Genomic DNA, 20,186 nt, shown 5'->3' with positions numbered 1-20,186 from the left:
TCGTCCATCCCGGGTAAGGTTGGACCTCTCAGGGAGGATTGACCCCCTGAACCGGGGATGGATCACACCTGATGGGATGGAGTGGCGAGGTGGAGCGTGTGACGCGGGTGCGTCAACGGCGACGCCGGCCTCCGCCAAAGGCGATGAGCAGGATGCCGCCCACCACGCCCGCGCCGCCGATGGCCAGGTCGCGCTGGGTGCGCTCGGTGTAGCGCCCGGTGAGGGTCTCCATGGCGCGCTCCGAGACGGAGCCGGTGGCGCGGTAGGCGCTCACCAGGAACACGGTGCCGGCGACGACGAGCATGAATCCCAGGATGCGGACGATCCCCACGGCGTTTCCTCTCGATGGTGTTGATGGGGCCGGGGTGTCCCGGCGCACCGCGCGCAGGTTAGTGCGGAACGGGCCGCTGGGAAGTAGCTTGCCCGCACATGGCGTCCTCCCTCCTCGAGACCTTCCTCGTCCGCGCCCACCAGGCCCCCGAGCGGCCCGTCCTGGACTTCGAGCAGCGGCGCTTCACCGCCGGCCAGCTCGCCGGCCACGTCACCGCCTTCGCCAGCGCCCTCCAGCGCCGGGGGCTGAAGTCCGGTGAGCGCGTGGCCCTCTTCCTGGAGAACAGCCCCGACTTCGTCATCGCCTACCTGGGCACGCAGTACGCCGGGGGCGTCGTCGTCCTCGTCAACACCCAGTACCGCCAGGTGGAGCTGAGCCACATCCTCTCGGATTCTGGAGCACGTGCCTGCGTCACCGGAGCCGCGGGCGCCACCGAGCTCGCGCCCCTCCGGGCCTGGCTGCCCGCGCTGGAGTGGCTCGTCACCGTGGAGCCCCTCTCCGCTCCCGTGCCCTGGCCCACCGTCGACCTGGAGGCGCTCCTGGCCGAGGGAGACGCCCACGCGTCGCCGCCCCTGCCCGGGGGCGAGCAGCTCGCGGTGCTCGGCTACACCTCCGGCACCACCGGCCGCTCCAAGGGCGCCATGCTGCTGCACCGCAACCTGCTCTCCAACGTGCGCGCCGTCACCGAGGCCTGGCGCTGGACGGAGCGCGACAGGCTGCTGCTCGCCCTGCCCCTCTTCCACACCCACGGCCTCATGGTGGGCCTGCACGGCACGCTCTCCTCCGGCGGCAGCGTGGACCTGCGCCGCCGCTTCGTCGCCTCCGAGGCGCTCGCCTCCCTGTGTGACGATGCCTCGCTGACGATGTTCTTCGGCGTGCCCACCATGTACGGCCGGCTCGTCGAGGAGGCCCGCCGCACCGGCCTCCGCCCGCGTCCGCTGCGGCTGCTCGTCTCCGGCTCCGCCCCCCTCAGCCCCCAGCTCTTCCACGACGTGGAGGAGACGTTCGGCCAGCGCATCCTCGAGCGCTACGGGATGACGGAGACCATCATGAACACCACCAACCCCTACGAGGGCGAGCGGCGCCCCGGCACCGTGGGCATGCCCTACCCCGGCCAGGAGGCGCGCGTGGTGGACGTGCGCACCCGCCAGCCCCTGCCCGCGGGCGAGACGGGGGAGATTGAAGTCCGCGGCCCCCACGTCTTCGCCGGCTACTGGCAGCGCCCGGACGCCACCGCCGAGGCGTTCGACCTCGAGGGCTGGTTCCGCACCGGGGACCTCGGCCTGAGGGACGGCGACGGCTACTTCCATATCACCGGCCGCGCCCGCGAGCTCATCATCAGCGGCGGCTTCAACGTGTACCCCCGCGAGGTGGAGGAGGTGCTCGCCACGCACCCGGCCGTAGCCGAGGTGGCGGTGTTGGGCCTGCCGGACCCGGACTTCGGCGAGCAGGTGGTGGCCGTCGTCGTGCCCCGCCCCGGCGCCACCCCCGAGGCCTCCGCGCTGGTGGACTGGTGCAAGGACCGGCTCGCCAGCTTCAAGAAACCCCGCCGCGTCGTCTTCGCCGAGGCCCTTCCCCGCAACGCGCTCGGGAAGGTGCAGAAGCACGTGCTGCGCGAGCGGCTCCAGCCCACTGTCTAGAAACCGACAGTCCCGGGGACGTTCGGGCACCTTCCGACACTCCCGGCGGAAAAGTCCTCGGAACGTGGCCAGGGTCGGTAGTGTCCCGCTCGGGAGAGGAGTGGCGAGACCAGAGTGGCGAGCGTGAACGAAGCCGCGCAGTCCGAGGAGCCCACGCGCCGGGTGCCCACCGGGTCCGCCGGCCTGGACACCATCCTGCACGGCGGGTGGCTCCATGGTGGGACCTATATGGTCACCGGCGCACCGGGGACGGGGAAGACCATCCTCGGCAACCAGTTCTGCTTCTCGCACGTGCTGGCCGGCGGCCACGCCGTCTTCGTCACCCTGCTGTCCGAATCACATGAGCGGATGATGACGCACCTGCGCGGCATGCGCTTCTTCCGCCGCGAGGTCATCGGCCAGTCGCTCCACTACGTGAGCGGCTACGCCACCCTGAAGGCCGAGGGGCTGGACGGGCTGGCGAGGCTGCTCTACCGCGCGGTGCGTGAGCATCAGGCCACGGTGCTGGTGGTGGACGGGCTGCTGGCGGCGCGGGAGAGCGCGGACACGGAGCTGGCCTTCCGCGAGTTCCTCCACGCCCTGGGGGTACACAACGCACTGACCGGCTGCACCACGTTGGTGCTCACCCACCGGCAGGAGGATCCGGCGGATCCCCAGTTCGCCATGGTGGACGGGGTGCTGTCGCTGGAGTTGCAGCCGGTGGGGCTCAAGGCGGTGCGCGCGCTGGAGGTGATGAAGCTGCGCGGCGGGCCCCATCTCACCGGCCGGCACACCTTCGAGATCAACGAACATGGGTTCAGCGTCCACCCGCGCGTCGAGGCCCTCTACCACCGCCAGCCCGAGGAGGCTCCGGAGTCCGGGCACAGACTGGGCTTCGGGCTGCCGTGGCTGGACCAGATGCTGGCGGGCGGGCTGAGGGAGCGCTCGTCCACACTGCTGCTCGGCACGCCGGGAAGCGGCAAGACGCTGCTGGGGCTGCACTTCCTCGTGGACGGAGCGAGGGAGCAAGAGCCCGGCCTGTACTTCGGCTTCATGGAGACGCGCTCGCGGCTGCTGGCGAAGGCCGCCGCCGTGGGCCTGGAGATGCAGCCGTGGGTGGGGACGGACCGGCTGGTGGTGGAGACACGGGCCCCCGTGGAGACGCTCCCGGACGCACTGGTACACGAGTTGCTGGGGCTGGTGGAACGCCACCGGGTACGGCGGCTCGTCATCGATGGGCTGGAACCGCTCCTCCAGGGGACGCTCGCCCCCCAGCGGATGCCCGGCTTCCTCACCGCGCTGCTCAACGAGTTGCGCGCGCGCGGCGTCACCTCGCTGATGACCCAGCAGACCCACGTGCTCTTCGAACCCCGGCTGGCGCCGAATCTGGAGGGAGCGGAAGGAGCCGTCGACAACCTCGTGTTCCTCCGATATGTGGAACTGCGCTCCCAGCTGTACCGGATACTGTCCATCCTCAAGATGAGAGAGAGCGACTACGAGTCCTCGCTGCGCGAGTTCTCCATCTCGACCCAGGGCATCGACGTGGCGGACACCTTCGAGAGCGCCGAGTCCATCCTCACCGGACAGGCCCGGCCGATGGACGTGAAGAAGAAATCCCCCCGGCGCAAGAAGCTGGACCGGCGCACGCCCGTCCGCAAGCGGAGCCGTGCATGAGCAAGCTCCTCATCGTGGACGACGAGGTGGCCATCCTGGAGGCCCTCACGGACATCCTGTCCGTGGAGGGGTACGAGGTGGCCACCGCCGCCAACGGGGCCGAGGGACTCAAGCACGTGCACGAGTCCCGGCCGGACCTCATCCTGTTGGACCTGATGATGCCGGTGATGGACGGCCAGGAGATGCTGCGCCGGCTCAAGGAGGATCCCAACCTGCGGGGGATTCCCGTGGTGGTGATGAGCGCCGGGCGCGTGTCCAAGTCGGAGCTGCAGGGCAGCCGCTTCCTGGCCAAGCCCTTCGAGCTGGATGACCTGCTGGAGACCGTGTCCGCGGAGCTGAACCGGGGGCACTGAGGCTCAGGTGCCTCCCTGACTCCCCGTCGCCGCGCGGAACAGGTGCGTGCGGTAGTGCGTCAGCTCCGCGATGCTCGCGCGCAGGTCCGCCAGCGCCGTGTGCCCCGACGACGTCTTCTTCAGCGGCACCATGTCCGGGAACCACGCGTTGCCCAGCACCTTGATGCTCGTCACGTCCACCTGCCGGTAGTGCAGGTACCGGTCCAGCATCGGCATGTACTTCACCAGGAAGCGCCGGTCCGTGTGGATGGAGTTGCCACACAGCACCCCCTCCCCCAGCCCGCAGTGCTGCGCCACCAGCGCCGTCACGTCCCGCTCCGCCATCCGCAGCGACGTCGGCGACTCGCGCACCCGCTTCAGCAGCCCGTTGCGCGTGTGCATGTCCTTCACCACCGGCTCCATCCGCGCCAGCACCTCCTCCGGCTGCCAGATGACCCGCTCCAGCTCCGCCTTCGGCACCAGGTCCGGGCCCGTGATGATGACGCCAATCTCGATGATGGCGGACTCGTCCGGGTCCAGCCCGGTCATCTCCAGGTCGAGCCACACGAAACAGGGGGGAGGCGTTGGTGCCGGCATGGGAGCTCAGTCTAACCCGGGTTTTCAGAACGGTGACGCGATACCCTCACCCCGTCCCTCTCCCGGAGGGAGAGGGGTGGTGGTGCTGGTGGGGGTCTCATCCTCCTCCAGCAGCGTGTGCACGTCGATCTCCGACTCCAGCGAGCGGTGCACCGGACAGCGGTCCGCGATCTCCAACAGCCTCCTCCGTTGATCCTCGCTCAGCGGCCCCTCCAGCTTCACCCTCCGGTCGATCCGGTCCACCATCCCCTCCTTCGTCTCGCAGTGCTGGCAGTCCTCGGCGTGCACCTTGCCGTGGTTCAGCGTCACCGACACGCGCTCCAGCGGCCACCCCTTTTTCCGCGCGTACAGGCGCAACGTCATCGCCGTGCACGCCCCCAGCGCCGCCGCCAGCAGCCCGTAGGGCGATGGGCCCGTGTCCAAACCCCCGTACGCCGTCGGCTCGTCCGCCCTCAGCCGGTGCCTCCCCACCCGGATGTCCTGCGCGAAGGCACCCTCCCCCGCCTCGCTCACCTCTACCTTCCCCTGCGACAGCTCCGGCTGGGACTCGCGCTGCTCCTCCACCTCCCTCGCCCCCACGTACCTCCCCGCCCACGCCCCCAGCACCGCCGCCACGAAGCGCGCATCCTCCGGCCCGCTCAACAGGTGGTCCGCTCCCTCCAACGCCACGAAGCTCTTGGGCTGTCTCGCCGCCTCGTAGATTCGCCGCGCGTTCCCCATCCCCACCACCCCATCCGCCGGCGCGTGCATCACCAGCAGCGCCCGCCCCGGCTGACCCACGCATTCCTCCATCCGCTCCTCGGACAGCTCCTCCAGGAAGTGCCTCGAGATGCGCATCGCCCCCGCCCCCAGCCGCACCCGCGTCTCTCCCTCCCGCTCCGCCTCCCTGAGCACCGGCGCCAGCAACCCGTGCACCTGGCTCGGAGTGAAGGGCGCTCCGAGCGTCGCCACCGCTTTGACCTCGGGTATCTCGCTCGCCACTCGCAGCACCGCCGTGCCTCCCAGGCTGTGCCCGATGAGCAGCCTCGGCGCCTCGTGGCTCTTACGCAGGTAGTCCACCGCCGCTCGCACGTCTCCCACGTCCGTGAAGTCGTGCTGGGGCTCGGCGTGGGCTTCCGCTTCCGCTTCCGTGAAATCGAAGCGCAGCACCCCCAGCCCGTGCTCCGTTAGCGCCTGGCTGATGGCCCTCGCCGGGAAGAGCTCTCCTCCGCACGTGAAGCAGTGCGTGAACAGCACGTACGCCACCGGCTTGCGCGCCGGAAGGTCCAGTCTCGCTTCCAGCTTCCGACCCCGGGCTCCTCGGAAGCTCACTTCTTGTGTACGGGGCTCCATGTGATGACCCTCACCCCAGCCCTCTCCCAGAGGGAGAGGGGGTTGACACGGAGAGAACCTGGGGCCCGAGATACCCTCACCCCGTCCCTCTCCCGAAGGGAGAGGGGGTTTGGGTCAGGGTCTCGTCTCGAGCTCCTGTGGCACCCCCAGGATGCGCGTGAACCAGCCCGCCGCTACCTCCGCCACCCGCTCCAACGCCCCTCGCTCCTCGAAGAGGTGCGTCGCACCCGCGATCACCTCCAGCTCCTTCGGCCCCCCCAGCCTCTCCATCGCCCGCTGGTTCAGCTCCAACACCACGTCGTCCGCTCCTCCCACGATGAACAGCGTCGGTGCCACCACCCGCTCCAACGCCCCCCCCGCCAGATCCGGCCTCCCTCCCCTCGACACCACCGCCGCGATCGTCTTCGGGCGCTCCGCCGCCGCCACCAGCGCCGCCGCCGCCCCCGTACTCGACCCGAAGTAGCCCACCCGCATCCGTCCCAGCTCCGGATGCCCCAACACCCAGTCCGTCACCTCTCCCAACCGCCTCGCCAGGAAGTCGATGTCGAAGCGCAGCGCCGCCGTCACCTCGTCCTCCTCCTCCTCTTCCTCCGTCAGCAGGTCGAACAGCAGCGTCCCCAACCCCGCCATCCGCAGCGAATACGCCACGTACCGGTTGCGCGGACTGTGCCGGCTGCTCCCACTGCCGTGCGCGAAGATGACCAGCCCCCGTGCACCCTCCGGAACGGCGAGCGTCCCTCCGAGCCTCACATCCCCGGCCACCACCTCGACTTCCCGCTCCACGGCCATGTCGCTCCTCCTCTCGCGCTCACACCCACCAATTGTCCCCGGCATCCATCACCGCGTCGGGGCCGCTCGCCCCCTGGCGCTCCTCGCGCGCCCGCGCCAGCAATCGCTGCACCTCCTCGTCCGACGTCTGACGGAAGTCCTCGTAGAACTCGCCCACCGCCATCATGAACTCGGCTGGATGCGCGCAGACCACGTCGTCCACCTCGGCGCTCAGCGAGTCCAGTGACTCCACCGCGCCCACCGGCACCGCGAGCACGATCTTCCGTGGGCGCCTCTCCCTCAGCGCCCGGATGGCCGCTCGCATCGTGCCACCCGTGGCCACGCCGTCGTCCACCAGGAGGACCGTACGTCCCTCGAGGTCCGGCGCCGGATGCGGGCCGCGGAAGCGCGCGATGCGGACCGACACTTCCTCCGCCTCTCGCTCGGCCACCTGCATCACCTCCGTCTCGGAGTAGCCCAGCGACCGGATCATTCCCCGGTCCAGGAAGAGCGCTCCCCCCTCGGCCACCGCCCCCAGCCCCAGCTCCGGCTGCCCCGGCGCTCCCACCTTGCGCACCACCCACACGTCCAACGGCGCCCCCAGCGTGCGGGCGACCTCGTAGGCCACCGGGACTCCGCCTCGCGGTAGACCGAGCACCAGGGGAGACTCGTCCCGGTATCCCTTCAGCAGGGCCGCCAACTGACAGCCCCCGTCCTTTCTGTCTCGAAAGCGCATGGGCTCCTCCCGGTGGACACACGCGTCCCTCGTCTAGGAGAAGCATGGCGCACGCCATTGGCTCCCGACGCCCCTGCGAGGGCCCGGCCGTTCTCTCGGATCCGCTCCGCCCGGCCCCCGGTGCTCAGCGCGTCGCGGACGTGGACCCGGGCAGCACGAAGACGTCTTGCACCCGGCATCCCGGTGCGTCTCCGGCCATTCCCGTGCCGACGCCGAGCTCCAGGGGAATGTCCTTCCCCACTGGCGCCTCCACACGCACCCGGTAGAAGTCCGGGAGCACCTCCACCGGTGATTCCCGTCCGGCGAGCAGGGCCCGCGGTGTCCGTGCACCCGGACGTACGCCCATGCTCCGCACCAGCACCGTCACCGGCCCGGTGCTCTCGAAGCGCACCCTGGCGCGCGCCGAGACGTCACACAGGTTCCACTCCGACGCAGAGGGCTCGAGCTTCACCGGCAGGGCCTCCCGGTCCGCGCGGGCGTAGAGGGAGAAGCCCTCGCGCGGGCTCGCGGTGCGCACCAGGCGCAGCAGCACCCCGAGCTGGCCGATGAGCGCGTGTGGCGCGTCCGCCGGACCGAAGGCCTCGAGCTCCGCGTGGTTGACCACCACCTCGTCCGCCGCGCGCAGCCGCGCCCAGTCGAAGCGCGTGCGCTGGTAGTCCCACTCGACGGGCACCGCCACCACCGACCCGGGCCGCGCGAGCGCCGCGTACGGGTAGGTGTGCCAGTAGCCCCCGAGCAGGATGCGCTGTCCGTGCTCCGGCTGCAGCGCGCGCGCCGTGTCCTCCAGCACCCGCTCCTCGGGCAGCGGCGCCGGCGCGGGCATCCCCAGGTGCGCGGCCCCCAGCAGCCCCAGCGCGAACAGGGGCCCTCCCACCTCCGAGGCCCGCGTGCGCGCCAGCAGCGCCTGCGCTCCCGCGAGCACCACGAGCGCCGCGGCCATCGCGAGGAAGAGGTGCGAGAGCGTGAGGTAGCGCTCGTGGTAGAGGTTGTTGCGGACGTGGTTCACCGCCGCGCAGAGGGCGAAGTTGGCCAGGGCCACCGCCGCCGCCCCCGAGGCCAGCGTCAGCGCCTCCCAGCCCTCCGGCACCTGGACGGCCCGCGCGCCTCGCCAGGCCCTCACCCGCAGCACGAGGCAGGCCCCCACCCCCACCACCGTCAGCCCCAGCGCGAGCTTCCAGCCATCCCGCGCCCACACGGCCGCCAGGGCGCGCGCGTTGTCGAGCAGGTGCCCCACGTCCAGGTGCACCTCCGTCTGGAAGTCGGTGCCGAAGGCGCGCCGCACGGTGCGGTGGTAGCGCCAGCGCAGCGTCCGCTCACCCGCCATGCCCGCGGCCACCATCAGCCCCACGGGCACGGCGCGCCACAGCCGCTCGCGCCAGGACTCCGGGCCTCGCAGGGCCAGCAGCTCCACCCCGAGCAGCAGCACCAGGAGCGGGCCACTCGTGGGGGACATCCACACCGCGAGGAAGGACAGCACCGCGAGCACCACGAGCCGCCCGCCGGGACGCTCCGGCGTCAGGAGCAGCGAGTGCAGCACCGCCCACGCGCCACACATCGCCAGCACCTGCCACGCATAGGGCTGGCTGAGGTTGAGGAAGCTGTGGAAGACGGAGGGATTCGTCACGGCCACGAGCGCGCAGGCGGCCGCGGCCACCAGGCCCGCGCGCCGGGAGAGGAGCGCCAGGGGCACCCCGGCCAGGAGCGCCGCCGTCGCATGCGCCCAGAAGAGCCGCGAGGCCGTCCAGTCGAAGCCGAGCACCCCTCGCGCCAGCCGCGCGAGCAGGTAGGGCCAGGCGCCGAAACGGTCCTGCCCGAAATAATAGGCGTCGAAGAGCCGGTGGCCGGAGGAGCCATTGGCCATCACCACGGGGATGGCCATGTCGGCGTCGAAGAGGCCCACATGGGCGCTCCCCGGCGCGAAGCTGGAGAGGCCACGCACCAGCAGCCCCCCGAGCACGACGGCGAGGAGGGCACGAAGGAGTCCGACGACGGGCGGGCGCACGAGGGCCCCGAACCTCCCGCGCGCGGACGGGGGAAGTCAATGGGACGAATCCCCCGGGTCAGCGCCTGCGGAATGAGGGATGATGCGAACCACCCGGAGCGGCCGGCCCGGCCCCACGGGACGCGCGGAGAGATGCATGGACCTGACCGTCTTCAGCGGCACCGCCAACCGCCCGCTCGGCGAGTCGCTCGCCCGAGCCCTCGGACGTCCCCTCGGCAAGTGCAACCTCGAGCGCTTCCCGGATGGCGAGCTGCACGTGGAGCTCCAGGAGGACGTGCGAGGCCGCGACGTGTGTCTCATCCAACCCACGGTGCCGCCGGTGGGAGAGAACCTGCTGGAGCTGCTGTTGATGGCGGACGCGTGCTGGCGAGGGGGCGCGAAGCGGCTCATGGCGGCGCTGCCCTACTTCGGCTACGCGCGACAGGACCGGCGCACGAGCACCGGCGAGGCGCTCGGCGGAAAGCTGGTGGCGGACCTGCTGGAGCGCGGACACTTCGAGCGGCTGGTGGCGGTGAACCTGCACACGCCCTCGCTGGAGGGCTGCTTCGCCATGCCGCTGGAGCACCTCAACGCGGGCACCCTGCTGGCCGAGGCCGTGCGTCCGCTCGCGGGCCCGGGCGCGGTGGTGGTGTCGCCGGACCTGGGCGCGGTGAAGCTGGCGGAGCGGTACGCGCGCCAGCTGGGGCTGCCGCTGGCCATCGTCCACAAGAGCCGGACGAGCGGTGCCGACGTGAGTGTGCGGGGACTGGTGGGTGAGGTGAAGGGGCTGCGGCCCATCATCGTGGACGACCTCATCTCCACGGGAGGCACCATCGCGGCCACGGCGGAGGCGGTGCGCGAGGCGGGTTGCGCGGATGAGATTACGGTGGTGGCCACCCATGCGCTGCTGGTGGGTCCCGCGGTGGAGCGGCTGAGCAAGGTGCCCATCCGCCGCCTCATCTCCACCGACAGCGTGGTGCCCCACAGGGAGCTGCCCTTCCACCACGAGGTGGTGAGCCTCGCCCCGCTGCTCGCCGACGCCATCCGCCGCGTCACGGGCAACGGGCACTGACGGTCAGGCCCGAACCACCGTTACCTGTCGGCCCGCGGGGGTCGTGGCGGGGGTGGCTCGGGTGCGCTCGGCCATGGGCGGCTGGCCGCCGCGCCGATCGAAGATGACGAGCCACCCGCTCTCGAGCCCCAGCCCGGCCAGGTAGCCGTCGAGCTGGGCCAGCCCCTCCTCCAGCGGGTCCTTCTCTCCATCGCGCCACACCTTCAGCTCCAGGGCCAGCGTGTCTGGCCCGTAGCGCAGGCACAGGTCCATGCGCCCCGTACCGATGGCGTACTCGCGCTCCAGCGTGCCGCCGCCATTGGCCACCCGGTGCAGGAAGGCCATGAGCACCAGGTGGGGAGAGATCTCATGATAGGGCGCGGTTCCCAGCAGCGGCTGGCCGTGCTGTCGCCAGAAGGCGAGGAACGCCTCCATGAGGCGCTCCATGTCGAGCCGACCGTCGGCCCGCAGCCATGTCGCGGGCAGCCGGGGTAGCGAGGCCATCGCCGTGTTCGCCAACACCCGCGGGATGATCTCCCGGTAGAGCGGGTTGGCCACTTCCATGCCCCCGGTCGACGCCATGCGCACCAGACCCAGATCCTGGACGAAGCGCAGGTCATCCTCGGGCACGTCGCCCAGGGCAATGCCGGCGAGCATGGGCTCGAGGATGCGCCGCACGCGAGGCTCGCGCAGGCGCTCGGCAAGGCTGTCCAGGTGCGTGTCCTGACGTCGCAGGAGGATCTCCTTGGCGACGTCCACATGGGCGGCGGTGAGGGGCTGATTCCGATCCGTCACCAGTTGCTCCACCATCTGCCGCGCCAGCGCGTTGACCAGCCAGGGCTGACCCTGCGTCCAATAGAAGGCTCGATCCACGGCCTCGGGGAGGAACACCTGGCCAGTGTCGTCGGTGTGCTGCTGGTACAGCTCGGCCACCTCGTCGCGCGTGAAATTGCGCAGGGTGAGCGACTCGACCTTGATGTTGAAGGGGCTGGAGGTGCCCAGATGGCCGCGATCGCCAGAGGTCACCTTGTAATCACGCACGTCACGCAGGCCACACAGGATGACGGAAGTGGGGAAGCCGGTGGGGCGGTCGGAGAAGCCGTCGCGGAGCTGGCGCAGTACACTCAGGAGGCTCTGGCCACGCAGGGCGTCGATTTCATCGAAGAAGAGCACCAGGCGCCGAGGACAGGCGCGTGCCCAGGCAGCGAGAGCCGTGCCCAGAAGCGAGATGTCGGGAGCCTCGGGGAAGGGAGGTGGGTGCAGTTCAGCGGGCAGGTAGAGTTCGGCGCTCCGGCGGATGCGCGACAGGATGGCCTGCTGGGCGGCAGTGAAGTCGTCGCCTGCCACCTCTCCGCTCTCACAGGAGAAATGGAGCGCGGCGTACCGCCCAGAGGCGGTGAGCTCCTCGGCAAGTGCCCGCAGGGCCGTCGTCTTGCCCACCTGCCGGGGAGCGTGAAGAACGAAGTAGCTTTCCTGGTCGATGAGAGGGAGCACCTCCGGCAGGCGCCGCAAGGCGGGAAGCATGTAATTGCGGTCCGCTCGGCAGGGACCAGCGGTGTTGAACCAGCGAGGCATGGGAACAAGGTAACACCTCGCCGGCTACGCTCACGCCCGGACCCGCGCCGTCCGGCACCTCGTCACCAGGGTCTCGAACGCCAGATACGAGAGCAGCACCAGCGCGGCGAACACGAGCGTCGTCCCCACCAGCCACCGGTACGTCAGCGGCTCGCTCAGGTGCCCGAGCACCGCCTCGAAGAGCGACCCCGGCCTGCTCAGCACATGCCAGCTGTTCCACCGCTCGAAGCGCCCCAGGTAGATGCCGTAGCCGCACAGCACCGAAGCCGCCAGCACCCCTCCCCACGCCGCCGCCCTCCCCCACCGCTCCTCCAACAGCCGCTTCCACACCTCCAGTGACAGCAGCCCCATCAACCACCCGCTGGCCGCGAAGCTCGCCAGCATCGCCGCGTCGAACCACATCGGCACGCCCGGCCGGGGCTTCAGGTGGATGAAGTCCGTCACCAGGTACGGCGCGTTGGGGAACGACAGCAGCCACGCCACCCCCAACGGCAGCAGGTTCCACCACCGCGCCAGCCCTCGCGCGTGCAGCAGGCCCGCCAGCAGCGCGAGCCCATACGGCACGAACGCGAGGAACAGGTTCCACACCAGGAAGATGAAGCTCATCCTCCCGCTCCACTCGAGCCGGGCCTGGAGCATCACGACGGCCACCGTGCCGCTGAGCAGCACCGGCAGCAAACCGTGGAGTCGGAGGAGGGACAACACTCGGGAGCGCAAGGTCATCATCGGGTGCACCGTGCCGTGGCTCGGCAACCACAGGTGTGGACAGGGGGAGACATAAGGACAGGGCCTCGAGGCTTCCACCCGGGCAACGAAGCAAGCCCCGGGCCAGCCCCGCTCCGGCTAATCTCCCTCCCATGTCCGACACGCTGCTGACGAACCTCGACGCGGGAATCCTCACCCTCACCTTCAACCGGCCCCAGAAGAAGAACGCCTTCACCGGCGAGATGTACGACGCGGCCGCCTGGGCCCTGCTCGACGCCGACAAGAACGACGCGGTGCGCGTGGTGGTGCTCACCGGCGCGGGCGGCGCCTTCACCGCGGGCAACGACCTCAAGGACTTCCTCGAGACGCCTCCCACCGGCGAGGACAGCCCCGTGTTCCGCTTCCTGCGCGCCCTCGCGCACCACACCCGCCCCGTGGTGGCCGGCGTGGACGGCGTGGCGGTGGGCATCGGCACCACCCTGCTGCTGCACTGTGACTACGTGGCCGCCTCCGAGCGCGCCGTCTTCAGCATGCCCTTCGTCAACCTGGGCCTCAGCCCCGAGGGTGCCTCCAGCGTGCTGCTGCCCCGCCTGGCGGGCATGGCGCTCGCCTCCGAGCTCCTCATGTTCGGCGAGCCCTTCGACGCCGCCACCGCCCTGCGCGCCGGCATCGTCAACCAGGTGGTGCCCGAGGCCGGCCTCGCCGAGCTCGTCCAGAAGCGCGCCGCCGCGCTCGCCGCCAAGCCCGTGGAGTCGCTGCGCCTCACCAAGCGCCTGCTGCGCGAGCCCGTGCGCGCCACCGTGGACGAGGCCCTCTCGCGCGAGGGCGCCCTCTTCGTCCAGCGGCTCGGCTCGACCGAGGCCCGCGAGGCCTTCAACGCCTTCCTCTCCAAGAAGAAGTAGCGCCGCCCCTCACGTGCCCGTGTTCCGCAGCGGCACCTCAGGCTCCGGCTCACGCGGGCGCTCGGCCACCTTCAGCCGCCGCACCACCCGCCCCATGTCCGCCGGCGACACCGGGGGCCACACCCGGGGCGGGGTGCGCGGAAGGATGGGCCGCGCGGGCACCTCCGCCGAGGTCGTCTCCTCCTCGGCGGACAACCGGGAAACCACCACGGGAGACAGGCCGTCATCCTTCGCGTGCGCCATCGTCGCCTCCGAGGGGAACCGCTACTCCGGGTGAAGAGGCTAGGGGTCCCCCTCTGGGACGGTCAAGGCAGCCGGGTCTTGACCGTGGGCTCTGTTTTCCACCCAAAACCCGGAAAGACTCGACTGTCTTGCGGACGACAGCCCTCAGCGTCCGGCCGGGGCGCGCACCTTCCTGGGCGAGGAGAGGAAGGACTCGATGCCGGGGCCCTGCGCCGCCTTGAAGGCGATGCACAAGTCCATTCCCTCGAGCATCTGGGCGAGGGTCCGGGTGCCTCCGGCGGCGCGTGCGCTGCGCTCGCTGAAGAAGGCGGCGGCATCCTGGCGGTGCACGGGGTCGCAGTACTCGCTGGCCGTCCGCGTCAGCCCATCCACGTACTCCTCCGGCAGGCGCGCGGCGAGCGCCTCGTAGTGCTCCTTCACGAAGGCGTAGGCCACGTCGCGCGTGCGCACGTCCCCGGCCGCGGCGCGCAGCAGCGACCCCAGCTCGCGCAGGTCCCCGGAGGGATCCAGCAGCAGCTTCAGGTTCTCTCGCACCAGCTCGGGAGAGGTGAACTCGCCCAGCGCGCCGATGAGCTGGTCCCGCGTCTTGCGTGCCTTCTCCGAGCGCAGCGCCGTCATCAGCTTCGAGTGCAGGGCGGCATCTCCATGCGCGGCGGCGATGCCCAGCGTGGGGCCCACCAGCTCGGGAGCGAGGGACTCCCGGTCCCCCAGCCACTTCGCCGTGAGCTGCCTGGCCTCGGCCACCAGCTTCGGCTCCCCGCCCTGCTTGCCGGCGATGTCCAGCAGCACGGGGCGCAGCAGCCGGGTGTCCTCGTCCTCGTGGGCCCGCGGGGTGAAGCCGAGCGCCCGGGCACGAGCTCCATAGATGTCGCGCAGGAAGCGCGCCCGGTCCGCCTGGCGCGCATCGGAGAGAAGCCTGGGCTCGAGGAGGCTCAGCAGGTCCAACGAGGCCTGGAACACCTGGCGGTCCTTCTCCGCGGCCAGCCCCGGCAGCAGGCCGAGCACGTCCGCGGCCGGCAGCGCTCCCGCGCTCACCAGGGCCCGCACGTCCCCGAGCAGGGCCACGCGCTCGGCGCGGGTGAGCTGACGGCTCTCGGTGGAGAGGAGCCGGCCCAGCATCTGTCCATCCAGGGAGGCGCGCAGGTAGCCGGCGCCCTCCGCGTTGGGCAGGAGCCAGGTGGGGCAGGAGCGAGCCCCGGTCAGGGCCAGCTCGGCCGTCTCTCCCTCCATGACGGTGCAGGCCCGGGCCGACTGCCGGCCCGTGCCGTAGCGCACGCACAGGGGCACCTTCCACAACTGCCTCGCGTCGCCCGCGGAGCCCACCGGCAGGAAGCGCTGCTGCGAGAGCTTCACCACCGGCACCTTGCCCGAGCAGTCCAGCCGCGTGGTGACGAGCGGCGCGCCGCCCTGGTCCAGGAAGGAGCCCAGCACGCCGGACACGTCCTTGCCCGCCTCGGCCGAGAGGGCGTCGAGGAAGTCCTTCACGGTGGCGTTGCCGTGGGCATGGGCGCGCACGTAGCGCCGCACGCCGCGCTGGAAGACGTCGCGGCCCAGCCAGGACTCGGCCATGGCCAGCACCGAGGCGCCCTTGCCATAGGTGATGCCATCGAAGGCGTTGAAGACATCATCCTCGGTCTCGATGGGCTGGCGGATGCGGCGCGCCGTCACCAGGCTGTCGGTGGTCAGCGCCCGGGAGCGGGTGTGCACGCGCTCGATGGAGGCGTCCCACGCGGGCCGGGAGTCCTCGACGAGGCGCGACGCGGCCCAGGTGGCGAAGGACTCGTTGAGCCACAGGTCGTCCCACCACGCCATGGTGACGAGGTCGCCGAACCACTGGTGCGCCAGCTCGTGCATCTGCACGTCGTAGAAGCGGCGCTGCCTCCAGAGCGAGTCCTCGGTGGGCCTGGACAGGATGAGCCCCGAGTTGAACGTCACCAGGCCCGGGTGCTCCATGGCGCCGCCGAAGAGCGGCACGGCCAGCACGTCCAGCTTCTCGTACGGGTAGGGCATGCCGAAGTAGCGCTCCAGGTGACCGAGGATCTCCGGCGTCACGCTCGCGGCATAGGTGCCCTCGGCGGCGCGGCCGCGCGGGGTGATGATGCGGGTGCGCACGGCCTTCTCCCCCGAGGGCCTCGCCTCCAGGAAGTCGAAGGGGCCCACGCCGAAGGCGATGAGGTAGCTGGGCAGCGGCTGGGTGCGGGCGAAGCGCCAGGTGGTACCACCGCCCGGGCGGGGCGACTCGCTCACCAGCGGGGTGTTGGTGACGGCCACGTTGCCCGCGGGCACGTGGAGGGTGAGCTGCCAGGGCACCTTGAAGTCCGGCTCGTCGAAGCACGGGAAGACGCGGCGCGCTCCGGTCGGCTCGAACTGGGTGAAGGCGTACCACGCCCCATCCTCCAGGGTGCGGAAGGCGCCGATGACCTCGCGCTCGGAGACCTGGCCCTCGTAGGCGATGCGCAGGTGCGCGGCGCCGGGCCGCAGCGGGGAGTCGGGCACGAAGCCGAGGAAGTCCCCGCTGCCCCTGGCCGGGGTGAGGGCCACGGACCGGCCGTCCACGGTGAGCGTCGCCTCCTTCACGGTGAGGTAGCGGCCGTGAAGCCAGAGGACATCGGTGGCCTCCTTCACCTCCAGGTCGATGTCCACCACGCCCTGGAAGGTGGGAGCGGCGGGGTCGACGGTGAGCTCGGCGGTGTAGCCGGTGGGGCGGACCCGCGTTGGCAGGCGCAACGAGGGCGAGACGGGCTCGGGCCGGGCGGGAGCGGCCGGGGCCGCCGCCTGGGCTGGGGGAGCGCTGGCGGAGTCCTGAGCGGGAAGGGGCTGGCGAGCGACACAGGCCGACAGGGCGGCCAGGAGGACGAGCGGAGCGCGTCGGGTCGTCTTGGGCATGGGCGGGGATGTAGCGCAGGAAGGGCGGGCAAGGTAGCGCCGGGCGGTGGAAGCCCCCTTGCCTGGCCTGCCGCTTCCAGGTGGAGTGCCGCCGTGTCCGCCCCTGTCTCCGCTCCCGAGTCTCCGCGCCTTCCCGTTCCTCCCGCCCGTCTCACCCAGGTGCTCGGCGAGCGCCCGGGGCCGGTGGTGGGGTGGGTCGTCAACCGGCTGCTGGACGCGGTGTGCGCGCTGCCGGCGTCCACGCGCGACGCGCTCGCCCGCTTCGTGGGGTGGCTGGCGTTCTCCCTGGGCATCCGCCGCCGGGTGGCCCTGGAGAACCTGAGACATGCGTACCCCGACATGAGCGAGGCCGAGCGGCGGAGGATTGCCCTCGGGGCCTACGTCACCATGACGCGCGTGGTGCTCGAGTCCATCGACGAGAGGGACCACGTGGAGCTGGGGTGGGCGGAGCCGGAGGTGCAGGGAGGGGCGTGGGGTGCGCTGAAGGAGACGGTCGCGAAGGGGCAGGGAGCGATCATCGTGACGGCGCACTTCGGCAACTGGGAGCGTGCGGGGAAGCTGGTGTGCCAGCGAGGGATTCCGTTGAACGCGCTCGTGCGCCCGCTGAAGGGGGCGCTGAACATGCGCATCGTGGACAACCGGCTGAAGGCGGGGGTGGGGCTCATCTACCCGAAGGGAGCCATCGCGCAGGTGCACGAGGCGGTGAAGCTGGGCGAGTCGGTGCTGATGCTGTTGGACCAGGCGCTGCCGGCGAAGGCGGCGGTGTTCGTGCCCTTCTTCGGGAGGCCGGCGTCCACGACACCGGCGATGGCGGTGGTGGCGCGGCGCACGGGGGCGCCGGTGTTCGTGGTGATGGGAGTACGGGACGCGAGCGGGCGCAGGCTGCGGCTGGAGGTGGAGGGACCCATTCCACCGCCCGAGGGAGTGAGCGAGCAGGACGCCATCACGGCGCACACGGCGGCGGTGACGGCGGTGCTGGAGAAGTACATCCGGCGCTACCCGGATCAGTGGCTGTGGCTGCACCGGAGGTGGAAGGTGCAACCCCCGCCGGAAGGCCCCCCCAGCCTCCAGGGTTGAATCCGTGTATGTCCCCTCTCCCCCTGGGAGAGGGCTAGGGTGAGGGTCGTCCCCGTCCGACACGAGCACCATGACGCGAACCATCTTCATCGGAGACGTGCACGGCTGCGCGGAGGAGCTCGACGCGCTGCTGGAGGAGTGCGGCTACCGGAAGGGAGACCGGGTGGTGCTGGTGGGGGACCTGGTGGCGAAGGGACCGGACTCGGCGGGAGTGGTGCGCCGGGCGAGGAAACGCAGGCTGCTGGCGGTGCGAGGCAACCACGACGAGCACGTGCTGCGCTGGCGGGCGGGGAAGATGCCCGAGGGAAAGAAGCTCAAGCGCGAGCACAAGCAGGTGCTGGAGACGCTGGAGGACGAGGACTGGGAGTACCTCGAATCACTGCCGCTGCACCTGCACATCCCGGAGCTGAACGTCCGGGTGGTGCACGCGGGGCTGGTGCCCGGAGTACCGCTGAAGGAGCAGAAGCCGGAGCTGATGCTCAACCTGCGGAGCATCACGCCGGACGGAGAGCCGTCGAAGAAGCTGGAGGACGGAGCACCATGGGCGAGCCTGTGGAAGGGGCCCGAGCTCATCATCTTCGGCCACGACGCGCTGCGCGGGGTGCAGCGCCATCCGCACGCCATCGGGCTGGATTCGGGGTGCGTCTACGGCCGGCGGCTCACCGCGTACGTGCTGCCCGAGGCCCGCTTCTACTCGGTGGAGGCGAAGCGGGTGTACATGGAGCTCTGACGGGCTTGCACCAGACGGCATGGGCGCTCTCTACTGCTATGCGGAGAGGTGCGCGATGCGAAGAATCCTCTTACTGGCTGCGCTTTTGTGGTGCCTGCCGTCGGCCGCACAGCACCCTCTGCTCGAGTGTGGCAACAGCTACGAGTGCTGCCTCCGGAAGTACCCATCCGCGGAGTCTTGCGGCCCTGCTACGACGTCATCGACCCGGCAGGTGGTCGAGAGGGTCCGCGACGCCGCAGAAGCCACCCAAGCTATCGCCAACCTGGAAGACTCCGCCACACAGGCCACGGCCATCGATGGTGAATCCATCAACAGCCAGTTGATACACATCGCGCGACATCTGGCGCTCATCCTCGAGTTGGATCAGGTGGGTGGCGTGCCACCAGGAGAGCCCCCGAACAAGCGGACGCACAGACATTGGTGGCGCGAAATCAAGACGGCCGTGAGGAACATCCAACAAAAGATGAAGAACTGCCGCAGCCGCAATCAGCTCATGGCCTCTCTCGGCAAGGCCAGGAACCAACCCCCTCGCACTCCCGAGCAGATCGCCGATATCGAAGCCCGTCTCGCCATGGTGGCCCGCATGATGGGCGAGGAGATCGGCGAGTTGTTGCCCTGCCTCTAGAAACGGCCTTGGCCATGCGGCGACCTGTCGAAGCCCTGCTACCCGACCTCCCCAACGAGGAGCCCTGGTTCGAGCTGAAGTTCCAGCTCCGTGAGCTGGACGCCGACCTGGGGGAATTGCTCATGCGCCTCCGAGTACGAAAGGCCGATCTGGGAGCGAGGGAGAAGACAACCCAACTCTGGAGCGAACTGTACGAGCTCTACATCCAGGCGAATCACGATGCGGAGGACCATGCGCCTCGTGCCGTGCAGCTCGCCCAGCACCTGCTCGCCGTGCCCACAGCGCCCGTGCCCGAATGGGGAGATGGAACCGAACCCCGGTCCTGTGACTTCGCGATCCCCGAGGAAATACTCGGATGTCACTCCCTGCCCGAGGTCAGTTCCAGGCTCGCACGTCAGCTGGATGAGGCCATCTCCACCTTCTCTCAGGCACACCAGGCCATCCTGCACGCGGTGGACTCACACGGCACCGTACGCGCTGTGCTCGAACACGTCCTCCAACACTCCACACGCTGCCAGCAGCTCCTCCAAGGCCCCGCCCGAGAGCATGTCCGGTCCGCCTGGCAGTGGAGCGTCCCCTATTGGCGCTTGATGGATCCGGAATCGGCCGCCGCACATGATGCTCGTGCCGCCGTGGCCGAAGCCGAGCTGGCCACCATCGAAGCGGAACTCGACGCTCGGGAGCCGAAGAAGCCTTGAAGAGAGGACCCCCCCGCCATGAACGACCCGAGTGTCTCCGTCTCCAAGAAGCTCTCCCACTACCTCGATGCCGAGGGCCGGTTGAAGGGCTGGCCCTCCAAGCGCACCGACCAGCTCGAGGCCCTGCACTATCTGGCGGCCCGTCTCCCCGAGGGGACCGAATGGAGTGAGCGCGAGCTGAACGACCTGCTCAAGGCCCTGCACACCTTCAGCGACTGGGCGCTCCTGCGCCGCGACCTCTACGACGCACGCATCATCGATCGCTCGCCCGATGGCCGGCGCTACTGGAAGGTGCCCCGGACGGACAATCCCCGGGGCTGAGCC

At 70.5% G+C, this 20,186-nt stretch carries 20 protein-coding genes; 10 read left to right on the top strand and 10 right to left on the bottom strand.

Annotated features, from left to right (window positions below; genetic code table 11):
• Positions 1-112: 112 nt before the first annotated feature.
• Positions 113-331 carry a DUF3185 family protein gene (locus JRI60_RS03600; protein ID WP_204224474.1) on the bottom strand — a complete coding sequence of 73 codons (219 nt, stop codon included), beginning with the start codon at positions 329-331 and terminating at the stop codon, positions 113-115.
• A 98-nt stretch (positions 332-429) separates the two neighbouring features.
• Between JRI60_RS03600 and JRI60_RS03595 the strand changes: the two genes are divergently transcribed.
• From JRI60_RS03595 to JRI60_RS03585, 3 genes are all read left to right on the top strand, one after another.
• Complete coding sequence (locus tag JRI60_RS03595; protein WP_204224473.1) at positions 430-1,971, top strand: AMP-binding protein; 1,542 nt, start codon at positions 430-432, stop codon at positions 1,969-1,971.
• Positions 1,972-2,094: 123 nt separating this feature from the next.
• On the top strand, positions 2,095-3,624 hold the full coding sequence (locus tag JRI60_RS03590; RefSeq protein ID WP_204224472.1) for an ATPase domain-containing protein: 1,530 nt from the start codon (positions 2,095-2,097) through the stop codon (positions 3,622-3,624).
• Complete coding sequence (locus JRI60_RS03585; protein ID WP_204224471.1) at positions 3,621-3,977, top strand: response regulator; 357 nt, start codon at positions 3,621-3,623, stop codon at positions 3,975-3,977. Before JRI60_RS03590 ends, JRI60_RS03585 begins: the two co-directional genes overlap by 4 nt.
• A gap of 3 nt (positions 3,978-3,980) precedes the next feature.
• On the opposite strand, the gene orn is transcribed toward JRI60_RS03585, so the two are convergent.
• The 5 genes from orn to JRI60_RS03560 form a co-directional block, all read right to left on the bottom strand.
• A complete protein-coding gene (orn, locus tag JRI60_RS03580) occupies positions 3,981-4,553 on the bottom strand; it encodes an oligoribonuclease (RefSeq protein ID WP_204224470.1) in 573 nt (190 codons plus the stop codon).
• Between the two features lie 24 nt (positions 4,554-4,577).
• Complete coding sequence (locus tag JRI60_RS03575; protein ID WP_239470321.1) at positions 4,578-5,864, bottom strand: bifunctional alpha/beta hydrolase/OsmC family protein; 1,287 nt, start codon at positions 5,862-5,864, stop codon at positions 4,578-4,580.
• A 135-nt stretch (positions 5,865-5,999) separates the two neighbouring features.
• Positions 6,000-6,674 (bottom strand): dienelactone hydrolase family protein, encoded by a 675-nt coding sequence (locus JRI60_RS03570; RefSeq protein ID WP_239470320.1) that lies wholly within the window; start codon positions 6,672-6,674, stop codon positions 6,000-6,002.
• A gap of 19 nt (positions 6,675-6,693) precedes the next feature.
• The gene (locus JRI60_RS03565; protein WP_204224467.1) at positions 6,694-7,389 is read right to left on the bottom strand and encodes a phosphoribosyltransferase; all 696 of its coding nucleotides are present in this window, start codon (positions 7,387-7,389) and stop codon (positions 6,694-6,696) included.
• A gap of 124 nt (positions 7,390-7,513) precedes the next feature.
• On the bottom strand, positions 7,514-9,391 hold the full coding sequence (locus JRI60_RS03560; RefSeq protein ID WP_204224466.1) for a hypothetical protein: 1,878 nt from the start codon (positions 9,389-9,391) through the stop codon (positions 7,514-7,516).
• A 136-nt stretch (positions 9,392-9,527) separates the two neighbouring features.
• Here JRI60_RS03560 and JRI60_RS03555 point away from each other — a divergent pair, with 136 nt between their 5' ends.
• Positions 9,528-10,442, top strand: a complete 915-nt coding sequence (locus tag JRI60_RS03555; protein WP_204224465.1) for a ribose-phosphate diphosphokinase — start codon at positions 9,528-9,530, stop codon at positions 10,440-10,442.
• Positions 10,443-10,445: 3 nt separating this feature from the next.
• Here the strand turns inward: JRI60_RS03555 and JRI60_RS03550 are convergent, their stop codons facing one another.
• Positions 10,446-11,996, bottom strand: coding sequence for an ATP-binding protein (locus JRI60_RS03550; RefSeq protein WP_204224464.1), 1,551 nt, complete (start codon positions 11,994-11,996; stop codon positions 10,446-10,448).
• 30 nt (positions 11,997-12,026) lie between these two features.
• Positions 12,027-12,701 (bottom strand): DUF1361 domain-containing protein, encoded by a 675-nt coding sequence (locus tag JRI60_RS03545; RefSeq protein ID WP_239470319.1) that lies wholly within the window; start codon positions 12,699-12,701, stop codon positions 12,027-12,029.
• Between the two features lie 152 nt (positions 12,702-12,853).
• Here JRI60_RS03545 and JRI60_RS03540 point away from each other — a divergent pair, with 152 nt between their 5' ends.
• Positions 12,854-13,603 (top strand): enoyl-CoA hydratase, encoded by a 750-nt coding sequence (locus JRI60_RS03540; protein ID WP_204224462.1) that lies wholly within the window; start codon positions 12,854-12,856, stop codon positions 13,601-13,603.
• Between the two features lie 9 nt (positions 13,604-13,612).
• On the opposite strand, the gene JRI60_RS03535 is transcribed toward JRI60_RS03540, so the two are convergent.
• Both JRI60_RS03535 and JRI60_RS03530 read right to left on the bottom strand, forming a co-directional pair.
• Complete coding sequence (locus JRI60_RS03535) at positions 13,613-13,846, bottom strand: hypothetical protein (protein ID WP_204224461.1); 234 nt, start codon at positions 13,844-13,846, stop codon at positions 13,613-13,615.
• Between the two features lie 144 nt (positions 13,847-13,990).
• A complete protein-coding gene (locus JRI60_RS03530) occupies positions 13,991-16,732 on the bottom strand; it encodes a M1 family metallopeptidase (protein ID WP_204224460.1) in 2,742 nt (913 codons plus the stop codon).
• A gap of 93 nt (positions 16,733-16,825) precedes the next feature.
• Between JRI60_RS03530 and JRI60_RS03525 the strand changes: the two genes are divergently transcribed.
• The 5 genes from JRI60_RS03525 (at position 16,826) to JRI60_RS03505 (ending at position 20,183) form a co-directional block, all read left to right on the top strand.
• Entirely contained in the window at positions 16,826-17,809 is a 984-nt protein-coding gene (locus JRI60_RS03525) for a lysophospholipid acyltransferase family protein (RefSeq protein ID WP_204224459.1), read from the top strand.
• A gap of 70 nt (positions 17,810-17,879) precedes the next feature.
• Positions 17,880-18,539 (top strand): metallophosphoesterase, encoded by a 660-nt coding sequence (locus tag JRI60_RS03520; RefSeq protein WP_204224458.1) that lies wholly within the window; start codon positions 17,880-17,882, stop codon positions 18,537-18,539.
• A 211-nt stretch (positions 18,540-18,750) separates the two neighbouring features.
• A complete protein-coding gene (locus JRI60_RS03515) occupies positions 18,751-19,164 on the top strand; it encodes a hypothetical protein (RefSeq protein WP_204224457.1) in 414 nt (137 codons plus the stop codon).
• A gap of 14 nt (positions 19,165-19,178) precedes the next feature.
• The gene (locus JRI60_RS03510; RefSeq protein WP_204224456.1) at positions 19,179-19,862 is read left to right on the top strand and encodes a hypothetical protein; all 684 of its coding nucleotides are present in this window, start codon (positions 19,179-19,181) and stop codon (positions 19,860-19,862) included.
• A gap of 18 nt (positions 19,863-19,880) precedes the next feature.
• Positions 19,881-20,183: a DUF2087 domain-containing protein gene (locus JRI60_RS03505; RefSeq protein ID WP_204224455.1), complete on the top strand. Its 303-nt coding sequence runs from the start codon at positions 19,881-19,883 to the stop codon at positions 20,181-20,183.
• Positions 20,184-20,186 lie beyond the last annotated feature (3 nt).

Origin of the sequence: Archangium violaceum (genome assembly GCF_016887565.1) — a bacterium.
Lineage (GTDB): Bacteria > Myxococcota > Myxococcia > Myxococcales > Myxococcaceae > Archangium > Archangium violaceum_B.
The sequence above is the reverse complement of the archived record's forward strand: the minus strand, read 5'-3'. Positions and strand labels throughout refer to the sequence as shown.

Excerpts from the sequence above, each read along its gene's own strand:
- JRI60_RS03595 (WP_204224473.1), top strand. The coding sequence starts at position 430 with ATGGCGTCCTCCCTCCTCGAGACCTTCCTCGTCCGCGCCCACCAGGCC.
- JRI60_RS03585 (WP_204224471.1), top strand. The coding sequence starts at position 3,621 with ATGAGCAAGCTCCTCATCGTGGACGACGAGGTGGCCATCCTGGAGGCC.
- orn (WP_204224470.1), bottom strand. The coding sequence starts at position 4,553 with ATGCCGGCACCAACGCCTCCCCCCTGTTTCGTGTGGCTCGACCTGGAG.
- JRI60_RS03570 (WP_239470320.1), bottom strand. The coding sequence starts at position 6,674 with ATGGCCGTGGAGCGGGAAGTCGAGGTGGTGGCCGGGGATGTGAGGCTC.
- JRI60_RS03565 (WP_204224467.1), bottom strand. The coding sequence starts at position 7,389 with ATGCGCTTTCGAGACAGAAAGGACGGGGGCTGTCAGTTGGCGGCCCTG.
- JRI60_RS03555 (WP_204224465.1), top strand. The coding sequence starts at position 9,528 with ATGGACCTGACCGTCTTCAGCGGCACCGCCAACCGCCCGCTCGGCGAG.
- JRI60_RS03550 (WP_204224464.1), bottom strand. The coding sequence starts at position 11,996 with ATGCCTCGCTGGTTCAACACCGCTGGTCCCTGCCGAGCGGACCGCAAT.
- JRI60_RS03540 (WP_204224462.1), top strand. The coding sequence starts at position 12,854 with ATGTCCGACACGCTGCTGACGAACCTCGACGCGGGAATCCTCACCCTC.
- JRI60_RS03535 (WP_204224461.1), bottom strand. The coding sequence starts at position 13,846 with ATGGCGCACGCGAAGGATGACGGCCTGTCTCCCGTGGTGGTTTCCCGG.
- JRI60_RS03530 (WP_204224460.1), bottom strand. The coding sequence starts at position 16,732 with ATGCCCAAGACGACCCGACGCGCTCCGCTCGTCCTCCTGGCCGCCCTG.
- JRI60_RS03520 (WP_204224458.1), top strand. The coding sequence starts at position 17,880 with ATGACGCGAACCATCTTCATCGGAGACGTGCACGGCTGCGCGGAGGAG.
- JRI60_RS03510 (WP_204224456.1), top strand. The coding sequence starts at position 19,179 with ATGCGGCGACCTGTCGAAGCCCTGCTACCCGACCTCCCCAACGAGGAG.
- JRI60_RS03505 (WP_204224455.1), top strand. The coding sequence starts at position 19,881 with ATGAACGACCCGAGTGTCTCCGTCTCCAAGAAGCTCTCCCACTACCTC.